General features: G+C 55.5%; 12 protein-coding genes and 1 other RNA gene. 8 read left to right on the forward strand and 5 right to left on the reverse strand.

All coding sequences use genetic code 11. The annotated features are described in order from the left end of the window. Positions 1–191: 191 nt before the first annotated feature. The 4 genes from M2416_RS07365 (at position 192) to selO (ending at position 4124) form a co-directional block, all read left to right on the forward strand. Positions 192–743, forward strand: a complete 552-nt coding sequence (locus tag M2416_RS07365; protein ID WP_045858875.1) for a glutathione peroxidase — start codon at positions 192–194, stop codon at positions 741–743. Continuing rightward, positions 743–1492, forward strand: a complete 750-nt coding sequence (gene btuD, locus M2416_RS07370; RefSeq protein ID WP_076947641.1) for a vitamin B12 ABC transporter ATP-binding protein BtuD — start codon at positions 743–745, stop codon at positions 1490–1492. Before M2416_RS07365 ends, btuD begins: the two co-directional genes overlap by 1 nt. Before the next feature lie 81 nt (positions 1493–1573). After that, on the forward strand, positions 1574–2038 hold the full coding sequence (locus M2416_RS07375) for an NlpC/P60 family protein (RefSeq protein WP_041146044.1): 465 nt from the start codon (positions 1574–1576) through the stop codon (positions 2036–2038). A gap of 643 nt (positions 2039–2681) precedes the next feature. Further along, positions 2682–4124 (forward strand): protein adenylyltransferase SelO, encoded by a 1443-nt coding sequence (gene selO / locus M2416_RS07380; protein ID WP_259222984.1) that lies wholly within the window; start codon positions 2682–2684, stop codon positions 4122–4124. A 53-nt stretch (positions 4125–4177) separates the two neighbouring features. Here the strand turns inward: selO and hemP are convergent, their stop codons facing one another. The 3 genes from hemP to ppsR all read right to left on the reverse strand — a co-directional run bounded on the left by hemP (position 4178) and on the right by ppsR (position 6563). Continuing rightward, positions 4178–4357, reverse strand: a complete 180-nt coding sequence (hemP, locus tag M2416_RS07385; protein ID WP_175636995.1) for a hemin uptake protein HemP — start codon at positions 4355–4357, stop codon at positions 4178–4180. Positions 4358–4528: 171 nt separating this feature from the next. Next, the gene (gene aroH, locus M2416_RS07390; protein ID WP_259222986.1) at positions 4529–5575 is read right to left on the reverse strand and encodes a 3-deoxy-7-phosphoheptulonate synthase AroH; all 1047 of its coding nucleotides are present in this window, start codon (positions 5573–5575) and stop codon (positions 4529–4531) included. A gap of 154 nt (positions 5576–5729) precedes the next feature. Then, a complete protein-coding gene (gene ppsR / locus M2416_RS07395) occupies positions 5730–6563 on the reverse strand; it encodes a posphoenolpyruvate synthetase regulatory kinase/phosphorylase PpsR (protein ID WP_041147670.1) in 834 nt (277 codons plus the stop codon). 340 nt (positions 6564–6903) lie between these two features. Here ppsR and ppsA point away from each other — a divergent pair, with 340 nt between their 5' ends. The 4 genes from ppsA to M2416_RS07415 all read left to right on the forward strand — a co-directional run bounded on the left by ppsA (position 6904) and on the right by M2416_RS07415 (position 10995). Continuing rightward, positions 6904–9282, forward strand: a complete 2379-nt coding sequence (gene ppsA / locus M2416_RS07400; protein ID WP_076947636.1) for a phosphoenolpyruvate synthase — start codon at positions 6904–6906, stop codon at positions 9280–9282. A gap of 467 nt (positions 9283–9749) precedes the next feature. Then, complete coding sequence (locus M2416_RS07405; protein ID WP_259222989.1) at positions 9750–10232, forward strand: Hcp family type VI secretion system effector; 483 nt, start codon at positions 9750–9752, stop codon at positions 10230–10232. 11 nt (positions 10233–10243) lie between these two features. Further along, positions 10244–10696, forward strand: coding sequence for an STM2901 family protein (locus tag M2416_RS07410; RefSeq protein WP_123551553.1), 453 nt, complete (start codon positions 10244–10246; stop codon positions 10694–10696). Beyond that, on the forward strand, positions 10696–10995 hold the full coding sequence (locus M2416_RS07415; RefSeq protein ID WP_254846117.1) for a DUF1493 family protein: 300 nt from the start codon (positions 10696–10698) through the stop codon (positions 10993–10995). Before M2416_RS07410 ends, M2416_RS07415 begins: the two co-directional genes overlap by 1 nt. Positions 10996–11048: 53 nt before the next feature. Here M2416_RS07415 and rprA read toward each other — a convergent pair. Next, an RNA gene (gene rprA / locus M2416_RS07420) (antisense sRNA RprA) lies at positions 11049–11156 on the reverse strand. A gap of 184 nt (positions 11157–11340) precedes the next feature. Then, entirely contained in the window at positions 11341–12465 is a 1125-nt protein-coding gene (gene ydiK, locus M2416_RS07425; RefSeq protein WP_076947632.1) for an AI-2E family transporter YdiK, read from the reverse strand. Positions 12466–12597: the final 132 nt, after the last annotated feature.

Below are 12597 nucleotides of genomic sequence, written 5' to 3' on the forward strand. Positions count from 1 at the left end.
TGCTATTACATCCATTTAACACTGTACACTGAATTGCGCGACGTCCCTATTGAGAGGAATTCATGTTGCCGTATGAGCACGGTACGGTATGCCGGTCAGACGATTCAAAGTACAATGACCGCGCCTCAATCCGCTACAGTAGATAGGGATCACCTGAACCAGAAATCGCTTTTATTCACAGAGGGAAGGCTATGCAACACACTATTCTTGATACCGAAGTTACCACGATCGATGGCGAGAAAACGACGCTTAACGCCTATGCGGGCAAAGCGCTATTAATCGTTAACGTGGCCTCAAAATGCGGCCTGACGCCGCAGTATGAACAGCTGGAAGCGCTGCAGCAGGAGCTTGAGAACGATGGCTTCACGGTGCTGGGTTTCCCCTGTAACCAGTTCCTTGGACAGGAGCCGGGCAGCGAGGAGGAGATCAAAACCTTCTGTAGCACCACCTATGGCGTGACCTTCCCGCTGTTCAGTAAAGTTGACGTTAACGGCGAACATCGTCATCCGCTCTACCAGAAACTGGTTGAGGCCGCCCCGCAGGCCGTAGCGCCGGAAGGCAGCGGCTTTTACGAGCGAATGGCAAGCAAAGGCCGCGCGCCGCAGAACGATGGCGATATTTTATGGAATTTCGAAAAGTTCCTGCTGAGCGCCGATGGCCAGACTATCCAACGCTTCTCGCCCGATATGGCGCCGAACGATCCGCTGCTGCTGGCGGCGATTAAAGGAGCTTTAGCGAAATAATGTCGTTTTTGATGCAGCTACAGGACGTAGAAGAGCCGGGGCGGCTGGCAGCGTTTAGCGCCGAGGTTCGACCGGGAGAAATGATCCATATCGTCGGGCCAAACGGGGCCGGGAAGAGCACGCTGCTCATGCGCATGGCCGGCCTGACGACGGGGCCCGGGCGCATCATTTTCAACGAACGGCCGCTAAAGATGTGGCCGGCCTCCGAGCTGGCGCGACATCGCGCTTACCTCAACCAGCATCAGGCGCCGCCCTTCGCGATGCCGGTCTGGCACTACCTGTCGCTGCATCTGCAAAATAACGCGCGGAGCGATCTGCTCGGCGCGGTAGCCGAGAGGCTGGGGCTGAGCGATAAGCTTGGGCGCCAGGTCAATCAGATTTCGGGCGGCGAGTGGCAGCGCGTGCGGCTGGCGGCGGTCATTCTGCAAATCGACCCGCTGGCCAACCCCGCGGGACAGCTGCTGCTGCTCGATGAGCCGATGAACAGCCTCGACGTGGCGCAGCAGGCGGCGCTCGACGGCGTTCTCAGCGAACTGTGCGCGGCGGGGATCGCGGTGGTCATGAGCAGTCACGATCTCAACCACACGCTACGGCATGCGCAGCGGGCGTGGCTTATCTGCCGGGGAAAAAAGATAGCCTGTGGTTATACCTCAGAGGTATTGACCGAAGAGAATTTAACCGCCGCCTATGCGATTTCTTTCCAGCGGGTGGCGTTTGGCGGTCATTTTATGCTCATCGCGTCACAGTAGCGCGAAGCAAGCTTGCCAGTTCATTGATAAACCAGCTAAATTATCCTGACAATAAGATAAGGAACAGAGGAATCGTCTGAGATGCGTTTGTGGTTCATTCTTTTGACGGCACTATTTCTGGCAGGCTGCAGCAGCCACCGGGCGCCGCCGCCCAATCCCCGGCTTGCGGATTCTATTACCGTCATCGCTAATCTTAACGATCAGCTGCGGAACTGGCGGGGGGCGCCGTATCGCTACGGTGGGATGACGCCGCGCGGGGTGGACTGTTCCGGCTTTGTGGTGAGAACCTTCCGCGATAAGTTTTCCATGCAGCTGCCGCGTGAAACCCGCGAGCAGGCAGAGATCGGCACCCGCATTGATAAAAGCGAACTGCTGCCCGGGGATCTGGTGTTCTTCAAGACCGGCTCCGGCGAGAGCGGTTTACACGTAGGGATCTACGATACCGATAACCAGTTCATCCATGCTTCGACCAGCAACGGCGTTACGCGCTCGTCGCTGAATAACGTGTACTGGAATAAAAAATTCTGGCAGGCGCGCAGAATATAGCGTCACGCGCGGTTTGCCGGGTTCACGTCGGTCGGCTGTGAGGTGTTCCGTTCACCGGACGCCTGGCAGAACATGCGGCTTAGATGTAAGGAGACCGTGGCCAGCGAGCGGGGAATGGAGACCGCTGCGGAGCGATCCCCCAGGTCAGCTGAGAGGAGGTTCCGTTCACCGGACGCCTGGCAGAACATGCGGCCTCGACGCCAGGTGACCGGGTTAAGGGGAAGATAACCGTCTTCCCCTTAACAATCCCCGCGGTCCCGCACGGAAATCGGTGCTGCGCACTGCGCTCACCTCCCGGCCTGCAGCCTGCGGTCGGCTCAACTCGACCTGCTCGCCCGTTCCGGGGCTCGCTCCTGTCTCGATTCGCCTCTTGCCTCCATCCCTGGCGGCCAGCCCTTGTCTTCCGGCCTTCGGTTCGCCGATTTCAGCGGGGGTCAGGGCCCCGCTGCACGATTTTCTATCACTAAACGTTCAGTGTTGCGAAGAGACGGACGGGTGAGGGCAGTAACCTCCGGGTCTCTTAGTTAACAAACACAGGTGCAAACGCGAGACCTCCGGCTTCCTCACTTTTATCTTGATAACCCTGCCATTCGCCCGTGTTAATACTTTGTTGAAGGCACTACACTGAAGACCGGAGGAACCCATGACCCTGTCTTTTACAACCCACTGGCGTGATGAACTGCCAGATTTCTACACCGCCCTGACCCCGACGCCGCTGAGCAACGCGCGGCCGATCTGGCACAACGCGCCGCTGGCGAAAACGTTGGGCGTGCCTGAGGCGCTATTTCAGCCGTCAACGGGCGCCGGCGTTTGGGGCGGCGAAACGCTGCTACCCGGCATGTCGCCGCTGGCGCAGGTCTATAGCGGCCATCAGTTCGGCTCCTGGGCCGGACAGCTGGGCGACGGCCGCGGGATCCTGCTGGGCGAGCAGCAGCTGCCCGATGGCCGGCGGATGGACTGGCACCTGAAGGGCGCCGGACTCACGCCCTACTCGCGAATGGGCGACGGGCGCGCGGTGCTGCGCTCGACGATCCGCGAAGGCCTGGCATCGGAAGCGATGCACGCTCTGGGCATTCCTACCACCCGCGCGCTGTCGATCGTGACTAGCGATACGCCGGTGTATCGTGAAACCGTCGAGCAGGGAGCGATGCTGATGCGCATCGCTGAGAGCCACGTGCGCTTTGGCCACTTCGAGCACTTCTACTATCGCCGGGAGGCGGAAAAGGTGCAGCAGCTGGCCGACTACGTGATTCGTCATCACTGGCCCGAACTCGACGGAGAGGCGGATAAGTACATCCTGTGGTTCCGTGACGTTGTCACCAGAACGGCGACGCTTATCGCCAGCTGGCAAACGGTAGGCTTTGCGCATGGGGTAATGAATACCGATAACATGTCTATTCTCGGCCTGACGATGGACTACGGCCCGTACGGGTTCCTTGATGACTTCAAGCCTGATTTCATCTGCAACCATTCGGATTACCAGGGGCGCTATAGCTTTGAGAATCAGCCGGCGGTAGGGCTGTGGAATCTGCAGCGTCTGGCGCAGTCACTGTCGCCGTTCATCAGCGCCGATGCGCTAAACGCGGCCCTGGATGGCTACCAGCACGCGCTGCTGAGCGCCTACGGCCGCCGCATGCGCGACAAGCTTGGCCTGTTCACCCCGCAGCAGGGCGATAACGATCTGCTGGACGGCCTGTTTGCGCTGATGATACGTGAAGGCAGCGATTACACCCGCACCTTCAGGATGCTGAGCGCCAGCGAGCAGCTCAGCGCCGCCTCGCCGCTGCGCGATGAGTTTATCGATCGCGCCGCTTTTGATAGCTGGTTCGACGGCTACCGTGCGCGGCTGCGTGATGAGCAGATTGATGATGCGCGGCGCCAGCAGCGCATGCGTTCCGTCAACCCGGCGCTGGTACTGCGTAACTTGCTGGCGCAGCGGGCCATTGAGCAGGCGGAGCAGGGGAATATTGGCGAACTGGAGCGGCTGCACGAGGCGCTGGCTCAGCCGTTTACCGACCGGGAAGATGATTACGTCAGCCGCCCGCCGGACTGGGGGAAAGGGCTGGAAGTCAGCTGCTCCAGCTGATAGGCCAGTGCAATCGGGGGCCGTGCTCTCCTCGTGCCAGGCGGCGGGGAGGGCTATTTTGTCAGGATCAGCTTGCCGGCATGGGTTTGACGCAGCAGATAGCGCTGGCCATCATGCTCGATAACTACCCGACCTTCGGGACCTAGCAGCGCCCGGCTGCAAATTTTGCGATCCGTGGCGACAGGGTAAGGGGCATTGTCTTTTGTTTTTTCAGCTGTGGCAGTGTTATCCATTCGCGTCATAGCACCAAAAATAAAAATAAAAGTAACAATGATAATCATTATCAGTAATGTTAATTTTCACGGCAAGCGTTTTTTATCAAAGTACTATATTTGGCAGGTTAGCGGTGGGGATATTCCGGCACGTGGGGGGAGTCCCACCGCCATCGCGGTGGGAGAGTAAGCCTACAGGCGAGTGGCGGTTGCCGCAGCCAGTTCAGCCAGCAGGCGCTCGCTGTCTTCCCAGCTCAGGCACGGGTCGGTAATCGACTGACCCCAGGTCAGCGGCTGCCCGGCGACCACTTTCTGCGTCCCTTCCTTGATGAAGCTTTCCGCCATGATGCCGGCGATGGCCGTCGATCCGTCGCGGATCTGCTGACACACGTTCTCGCACACTTCCAGCTGGCGACGATGCTGTTTCTGGCAGTTGCCGTGGCTGAAGTCCACCACCAGCTGCTCCGGCAGATCAAACTCGCGCAGCGCATCGCAGGCGGCGCTAATATCCGCCGCATGATAATTTGGCCGTTTGCCGCCGCGCATAATGATATGCCCGTAAGGGTTGCCGCTGGTCTGATAGATGGTCATCTGACCCTGCTTGTCCGGAGAGAGGAACATATGGCTGGCGCGGGATGCGCGAATCGCATCAACGGCGATGCGCGTGTTGCCATCGGTGCCGTTTTTGAATCCGACCGGGCAGGAGAGCGCGGAGGCCATTTCACGGTGGATTTGGCTCTCGGTAGTGCGCGCGCCGATGGCGCCCCAGCTGATTAGATCGGCAATAAACTGTCCGGTCACCATATCGAGGAATTCGGTGGCGGTCGGCACGCCCAGCTCGTTGATCTGCAGCAGCAGGCGACGCGCTACTTCGATACCGTGATTGACCCGATAGCTGCCGTTCAGGTCAGGGTCGGAGATCAAACCCTTCCAGCCGACAACGGTGCGCGGTTTTTCAAAATAGGTGCGCATCACGATTTCCAGCTGCGGCTGGTAGCGCTCGCGCATCGCCTGCAGGCGCTGCGCATACTCCAGCGCGGCCTCGGTATCGTGAATGGAACATGGGCCAATAACCACCAGCAGGCGGCGATCTTCCCCGTTAAGGATCTTTTCAATTCGGCGGCGGGAAGCGGAGACGTGTGCCGCGACATCGGCAGATACGGGATGCCGCTGGGCCAGCTCCGCAGGCGTTACCAGGCTTTCAATGCGCGCGGTACGCAGTTCGTCTGTTTTATTCATTGGGGTCTCAAAAATCTGTTTCTTCCGCGACGAAACTGCCGGGAAGTGATGCGCATCACGATAAACCAATCCCCGCTTATTGCAAGAGCGGGGGATGATCCTGTATAGGCCACGGGTGATAGCATAAACAAATTTTCAATAATGTACTAGTGTGTTAGTACATTCTTCGATTCAGCCCCATGATGTCCATGATTTTCGTCGCGATTTCCTCTACCGAATAGTTGGTACTATTCAGGCAGGGAATTTTATTTTTGCGATACAGGGCCTCCACCTCGGTGACCTCCATTCGACACTGGCGCATCGAAGCATAGCGGCTGTTTTCCCGACGCTCTTCGCGGATCGCCGCCAGGCGCTCCGGATTAATGGTCAGACCGAACAGTTTGTGCTGGAGAGGTTTGAGCGAGGCGGGCAGGATTAAATTATCCATATCGTCGGCGATAAACGGATAGTTGGCGGCGCGGATACCGTACTGCATGGCCAGATACAAGCTGGTCGGCGTTTTGCCGCAGCGTGAGACCCCCAGCAGGATCACCTGCGCCTGATCGAGATTGCGCAGCGAGATGCCATCGTCGTGGGCGAGGGTGTAGTCAATGGCGGCAATACGCGCATCGTACTTGTTCAGGTTACCCGGCGTCAGGCCGTGGGTACGATGAGCGATCGGCGTGGGGTCGAGGCGCAGCTCCTGCTGCAGCGGCGCCACCAGCGCCTGCACGATATCCTGACAGAATCCTTCACTTTGCACGATAATGTCGCGAATTTCCGGGATCACAATGGAGTAAAAAACCAGCGGACGGATACCGCTTTGCTGATAGATCGCGTCGATTTGCTCCTTCACCGCCCGCGCCCGGCTGATGTTCTCCACGAACGGCAGGGTAACGCTGCTGATAGCGACCGGAAACTGCGACATCACCGCGTGCCCCAGCACCTCGGCGGTAATGGCTGTCCCGTCGGAAATATAAAATACGTGGCGATCTACAGCACTTTCCATTTTGACCATCCGGTATAATGAGTTTAATTACCTGAAAGCAGTTATTAAATTTAAGCATATCCGTTTATGTTTTGTCTCACTTTAAAAATGAAACGCTATTTTTATTTTTAATGAAAAGGTGGGTTCATTTTTGCCTGCTGGTTATTTTTTGTCTCTTATTGCAGCAGATTTAAGAAGAATCATTGAGTTAGCTATATCAGGTGAACTGTCCTAAAAAAGAAAAAATAATTTGCTTGAACGATTCACCGTTTTTTTCAGCCGCGTAAATATGTCAGGATAAATCCCGTAGTTGATCGTGAGTTTTTTATCACTGGTATTAAATCACAAAAGGATTGTCTCGATGTCCAACAATGGCTCGTCACCGCTGGTGCTTTGGTATAACCAACTCGGCATGAATGATGTAGACAGAGTTGGGGGCAAAAATGCCTCCCTTGGTGAAATGATCACTAATCTGTCCGGTATGGGTGTTAGCGTACCGAACGGATTTGCCACCACCGCTGATGCCTTCAATCAGTTCCTGGACCAAAGCGGCGTAAACCAGCGCATTTATGAACTGCTGGATAAAACCGACATTGACGACGTTTCCGCATTAGCGAAAGCGGGGGGACAGATCCGTCAGTGGATCATCGATACCCCGTTCCAGAGCGAACTGGAAGACGCGATTCGCGATGCCTATAAGCAGCTGTCCGCCGACAACGCTGAGGCCTCTTTTGCCGTGCGCTCCTCCGCCACGGCCGAGGATATGCCCGATGCCTCCTTCGCCGGGCAGCAAGAGACATTCCTGAACGTGCAGGGCTTCGATGCCGTGCTCGTCGCAGTGAAGCACGTGTTTGCTTCGCTGTTTAACGATCGTGCGATCTCCTATCGCGTGCATCAGGGTTACGATCACCGCGGCGTGGCGCTATCCGCCGGGGTGCAGCGCATGGTCCGCTCCGACCTCGCCTCGTCCGGCGTCATGTTCTCCATCGATACCGAATCCGGTTTCGACCAGGTGGTGTTTATCACCTCTGCCTGGGGCCTGGGGGAAATGGTGGTGCAGGGCGCGGTCAACCCGGATGAGTTCTACGTCCATAAGCCAACGCTGGAAGCTGGCCGTCCTGCTATCGTGCGCAGAACCATGGGATCGAAAAAAATCCGCATGATTTATGCGCCGACCCAGGAGCATGGCAAGCAGGTGCGTATCGAGGATGTGCCGCAGGCGCAGCGCGATATTTTCTCGTTGACCGACGAGGAAGTGCAGGAGCTGGCGAAGCAGGCGGTGCAGATCGAGAAGCACTACGGGCGTCCGATGGATATCGAGTGGGCGAAAGATGGCCATACCGGCGAGCTGTTTATCGTCCAGGCCCGTCCGGAAACCGTGCGCTCGCGCGGCCAGGTCATGGAGCGCTATACGCTGCATGCCCAGGGGCAGATTGTCGCCGAAGGGCGTGCCATCGGTCACCGCATTGGCGCGGGCCCGGTGAAGGTTATCCATGATATCAGCGAGATGAACCGCATCGAGCCGGGCGACGTCCTGGTTACCGACATGACCGACCCGGACTGGGAACCGATCATGAAGAAAGCGGCGGCCATCGTGACCAACCGCGGCGGGCGTACCTGCCACGCGGCGATTATCGCCCGTGAGCTGGGGATCCCGGCAGTGGTGGGCTGCGGCGACGCCACCGATCGCATCCAGGAAAACCAGAACGTGACCGTTTCCTGTGCGGAAGGCGATACCGGCTACGTCTATGCTGAGCTGCTGGACTTCAGCATCAAGAGCTCCAGCGTGGGCGAAATGCCCGACCTGCCGCTGAAAATCATGATGAACGTCGGTAACCCGGACCGGGCGTTTGACTTCGCCTGCCTGCCAAACGAAGGCGTAGGTCTGGCGCGCCTGGAGTTCATCATCAACCGGATGATTGGCGTTCACCCGCGCGCGCTGCTGGAGTTCGATGACCAGGAGCCTGGCCTGCAGAACGAAATCCGCGAGCTGATGAAAGGCTACGATTCACCGAGAGAGTTCTACGTCGGTCGCCTGACGGAAGGGATCGCCACCCTGGGTGCGGCATTCTATCCGAAACGCGTTATCGTGCGCCTGTCCGACTTCAAATCTAACGAATACGCCAACCTGGTGGGCGGCGAGCGCTATGAGCCGGAAGAAGAGAACCCAATGCTCGGCTTCCGCGGCGCCGGCCGCTACGTTTCCGACAGCTTCCGCGACTGTTTTGCGCTGGAGTGCGATGCGGTTAAGCGCGTGCGTAACGACATGGGGCTGAGCAACGTCGAGATCATGGTGCCGTTCGTCCGTACCGTCGCCCAGGCGAAAGCGGTAGTGGAAGAGCTGGAGCGTCAGGGCCTGAAGCGCGGCGAGAATGGCCTCAAAATCATCATGATGTGTGAAATTCCATCCAATGCCCTGCTGGCGGAACAGTTCCTTGAGTACTTTGACGGCTTCTCTATCGGCTCGAACGATATGACGCAGCTGGCGCTGGGCCTGGATCGCGACTCTGGCGTTGTTTCTGAGCTGTTTGACGAACGTAACGACGCGGTGAAAGCGCTGCTGTCGATGGCGATTCGCGCGGCGAAGAAGCAGGGTAAATATGTCGGTATTTGCGGACAGGGCCCGTCCGACCATGAGGACTTTGCTGCCTGGCTGATGGAAGAGGGGATTGACAGTCTGTCCCTGAACCCGGACACCGTGGTGCAAACCTGGCTTGGTCTGGCTGAGCTCAACAAATAACGCACCTTTGCCCATGCAAACCCCGCCGCTAATGGCGGGGTTTTTTATTTTAATAGCCTCCTGGTCAGGTATTTTGCGGTCAGGCATATAGAGCGGAAAGAACAGTTCGTTTTCCTGGTGCGCCTGTGCCCTTCCTGCCAGACAGCTATATCAAGGCTGAAAGCTTTACAGCGATGAAAAAGGAAACATAGCGTATCGGGACGTACAGAAGGAGATGACGGCCATAAGCTGTTCAACTGTGGCGAAGGAAACAAGTGATAATCAGACTAAATAACTGCGCCTTCGTAGATACAGGTAAAATGATTAAGAAAGTAAATTATGCCGCAACTTTATTCATCAAGATTATGATGGATGCGGCTTTAATTCATCGGTATGTATATTTTTATTTTTCTATAATATCTAATCCTTGAAGTTACCTTCACTTCTGTGATTTATTATGTTCTCAACTTAGGAGAGGGCTAAAAATCATGGCAATTCCTGCTTATTTGTGGCTGAAAGATGATGGCGGCGCGCTTATTAAAGGGGGCGTCGATGTTCTTAATCGAGAGTCCAGCATTGAGATTAAGGGGTTTCATCACAACTTAATGATTCCTACTGATAATGCGACAGGGAAAGTAACAGGTACACGAATGCATTCACCGATGCTGTTAGTGAAAGAGTTCGATTATTCCAGCCCATATCTTTATAAAGCGGTAAGTACGGGGCAAAATCTGACTTCAGCAGAGATTAAATGGTACAAAATTAATGATGCTGGTCAGGAAGTTGAGTATTTTAACATATTTCTTGAGGAGGTACGGATCGTCTCTATTTCTCCCTCTATGGCTTCACCAGACAACCCGAATGAGAATCATATGGAAACCCTGGAGCTTCGCTACGAGAAAATTACGTGGAAACACTGCGATGGCAATATTATGCATACTGATGCGTGGAACCAGCGTCAGACGGCGTAACGGAGGGCTGCATGGACACGACTGAAGAGCTTAACGGCACCTACTTCTATCACGGCCACGCTAATGTTGCGCGGGAAGAGCTGTTTTGGCTTATTTTTCTGGAGATTTTTGCCAGTCGTACCGGTATTGCAATAGAAACGGCTGCTATGATTTTATCCGGGCAGCCTATTTTACCTAAACCTAAAGGATTGGGTAAATCAACGTCTCGGACCAGCATTGCATCAAAAATGGCGCGCCGGATATTTAAGGACAGACGTTTTCCTGAAAATATTCGCGTAGCAACATCCGTTGGTTTTGGAAGTACAAGATATACAACTAAAATGGGTACAGTTGTCGGGCGTGCTGTTCCGTATCTTGGATATGCACAGGCTGTAGTCATTATGATGCACGTTGCTAAAGATACAAGAAACAAATATAACATGATTGCAAGGGCTGCAGATCGTATAGGATGGGCATATTTCTGATGGTTGATGAAAGAGAGATACTTCAATACCTCACCGATAAGTACAGTGAAAGAAAACAGCCTGTACAGAAAAACTGGACGTTTCAAGAGTATTTCAATTTCGTCGATGAAGAACTAGAAGAAATGCTCATGGATTTATTTACCCGATACAATATCAGGTATGATGGCTTCAATTTATATCATTACTTCGAGCCTGAACGTCCCTGGTGGAAGGGTAAGCCTCCTGAAAGAAAGCTTAAACCACTTACCGTAGAAATGATCATTGAATCTGCCAGGGCTGGTGTATGGCTCTATGAGTAAGAAAAGCGTCCATCAGGAGGCGCTCTATCGCGGTGTCACCGTTAGGATTTCAGGCAAAAAAATGCCCATCGTGGGAGATGGGCAAAGACTACACACAGCAATTCGTTGTTTCACTCAGGGGATTTCCATGCTTATAAATCAAGATGTTGATTTATAACCGTGCTCATATAGTAGACACGGGGACTTTTTGCGTCGATCGGATTCCTCTCAATAGTTAAATTGAAGTGAAGAATATGCGTGGGATATGTAGCGAAAGGTACGGTGAGGGCGTCAGGCAGGTATGAATGTATAAGATTTATTTATGTTTAAGGCGGGTTTCCCCGCCTTGATATGCGCTGTCAGTGCTTACTTGTCGCTTTTGATATTGCCGGCATTAAGCTCGGTGAGCTCGGCCAGCACCCGATCGGGGTCTTTCGGCGGCGGCGGAACTTCGTGCACCCAGGCGTCGTACAGTCGCCATGACACGGCGAGCAGGACCGGGCCGATAAACAGGCCAATCATGCCAAAGGCAATCAGGCCGCCGATAACGCCGGAGAGGATCAGGATCATCGGCAGGTCGGCACCCATGCGAATAAGCATCGGACGAATAACGTTATCCATGGTCCCCACCACGCAGCTCCACACCAGCAGCACGGTACCCCAGGTGGTATCGCCGCTGTAGTACAGCCAGATAATGGACGGGATGAGCACAATCAACGGCCCCAGTTGAACGAGGCAGGTGAAGATCATTACCACCGTCAGCAGCGCGGCGTAAGGCACGCCGGTGACCGCCAGGCCGATGCCGCCCAGTACCGCCTGAGTCAGCGCGGTAACCACCACCCCCAGCGCCACGGCGCGAATGGCCTGTCCTGCCAGCAGTACCGCGGCGTCACCGCGCTTGGCCGCCAGGCGGGTGGCGAAATAGCGGAAGCCATAGGCCACCTTTTCACCCTGCCAGTAGAGCAGGGCGCTGAACAGCAGCATCAGCCCGCAGTAGACCAGCAGTTTGCCAATGTGCGCCGCCTGTCCCACAAACCAGGTGGTGGTGGTGCCGATATAGGGCCGAATTTTGGCCATGATCGCCGCGCCCCCCATATCCAGCAGGCCATGCCATGCGGAGTAGAGTTTGCCGCCAATCAGCGGGATGCTGTTCAGCCAGGCAAAATCCGGCAGGCTCACGCTACCGGTGGTAAACATTTTAATCAGCGGCGCGCTGTTATCGACCAGGCTGTTGACCAGCAGCGCGATCGGGATAACGAACAGCAGGAATAACAGCACGGTCATGACCAGCACCGCGAGGGCGCGTTTGCCAAACAGCAGCCGCTGCAGGCGGAGAAGTACCGGCCAGGTGGCAATGACCACGGTGCCTGCCCAGGCAAATGACAGAATAAAGGGCTGTACGACCCACAGGCAGGAAACAATAATCAGGGACAAAAACAGCACCGATAGCAGAACCTGCGGTATATCCCGGGGCTGACGATCGTTAATCATAGAGAAATTTTACCTTTCCAGTGGCGCCAAAAGGCTGACGCAGCGTAATTCCATATACGGATAATAATCCCAATAATTTCACCAGCCTGATTCTGCACATAAATCTGGTGGGCGCATATGAAAAAAATGTGA

The organism is Klebsiella sp. BIGb0132, assembly GCF_024810075.1.
In the GTDB taxonomy this organism is placed as follows: domain Bacteria; phylum Pseudomonadota; class Gammaproteobacteria; order Enterobacterales; family Enterobacteriaceae; genus Klebsiella; species Klebsiella terrigena.

Excerpts from the sequence above, each read along its gene's own strand:
- M2416_RS07365 (WP_045858875.1), top strand. The coding sequence starts at position 192 with ATGCAACACACTATTCTTGATACCGAAGTTACCACGATCGATGGCGAG.
- btuD (WP_076947641.1), top strand. The coding sequence starts at position 743 with ATGTCGTTTTTGATGCAGCTACAGGACGTAGAAGAGCCGGGGCGGCTG.
- M2416_RS07375 (WP_041146044.1), top strand. The coding sequence starts at position 1,574 with ATGCGTTTGTGGTTCATTCTTTTGACGGCACTATTTCTGGCAGGCTGC.
- selO (WP_259222984.1), top strand. The coding sequence starts at position 2,682 with ATGACCCTGTCTTTTACAACCCACTGGCGTGATGAACTGCCAGATTTC.
- hemP (WP_175636995.1), bottom strand. The coding sequence starts at position 4,357 with ATGGATAACACTGCCACAGCTGAAAAAACAAAAGACAATGCCCCTTAC.
- aroH (WP_259222986.1), bottom strand. The coding sequence starts at position 5,575 with ATGAATAAAACAGACGAACTGCGTACCGCGCGCATTGAAAGCCTGGTA.
- ppsR (WP_041147670.1), bottom strand. The coding sequence starts at position 6,563 with ATGGAAAGTGCTGTAGATCGCCACGTATTTTATATTTCCGACGGGACA.
- ppsA (WP_076947636.1), top strand. The coding sequence starts at position 6,904 with ATGTCCAACAATGGCTCGTCACCGCTGGTGCTTTGGTATAACCAACTC.
- M2416_RS07405 (WP_259222989.1), top strand. The coding sequence starts at position 9,750 with ATGGCAATTCCTGCTTATTTGTGGCTGAAAGATGATGGCGGCGCGCTT.
- M2416_RS07410 (WP_123551553.1), top strand. The coding sequence starts at position 10,244 with ATGGACACGACTGAAGAGCTTAACGGCACCTACTTCTATCACGGCCAC.
- M2416_RS07415 (WP_254846117.1), top strand. The coding sequence starts at position 10,696 with ATGGTTGATGAAAGAGAGATACTTCAATACCTCACCGATAAGTACAGT.
- ydiK (WP_076947632.1), bottom strand. The coding sequence starts at position 12,465 with ATGATTAACGATCGTCAGCCCCGGGATATACCGCAGGTTCTGCTATCG.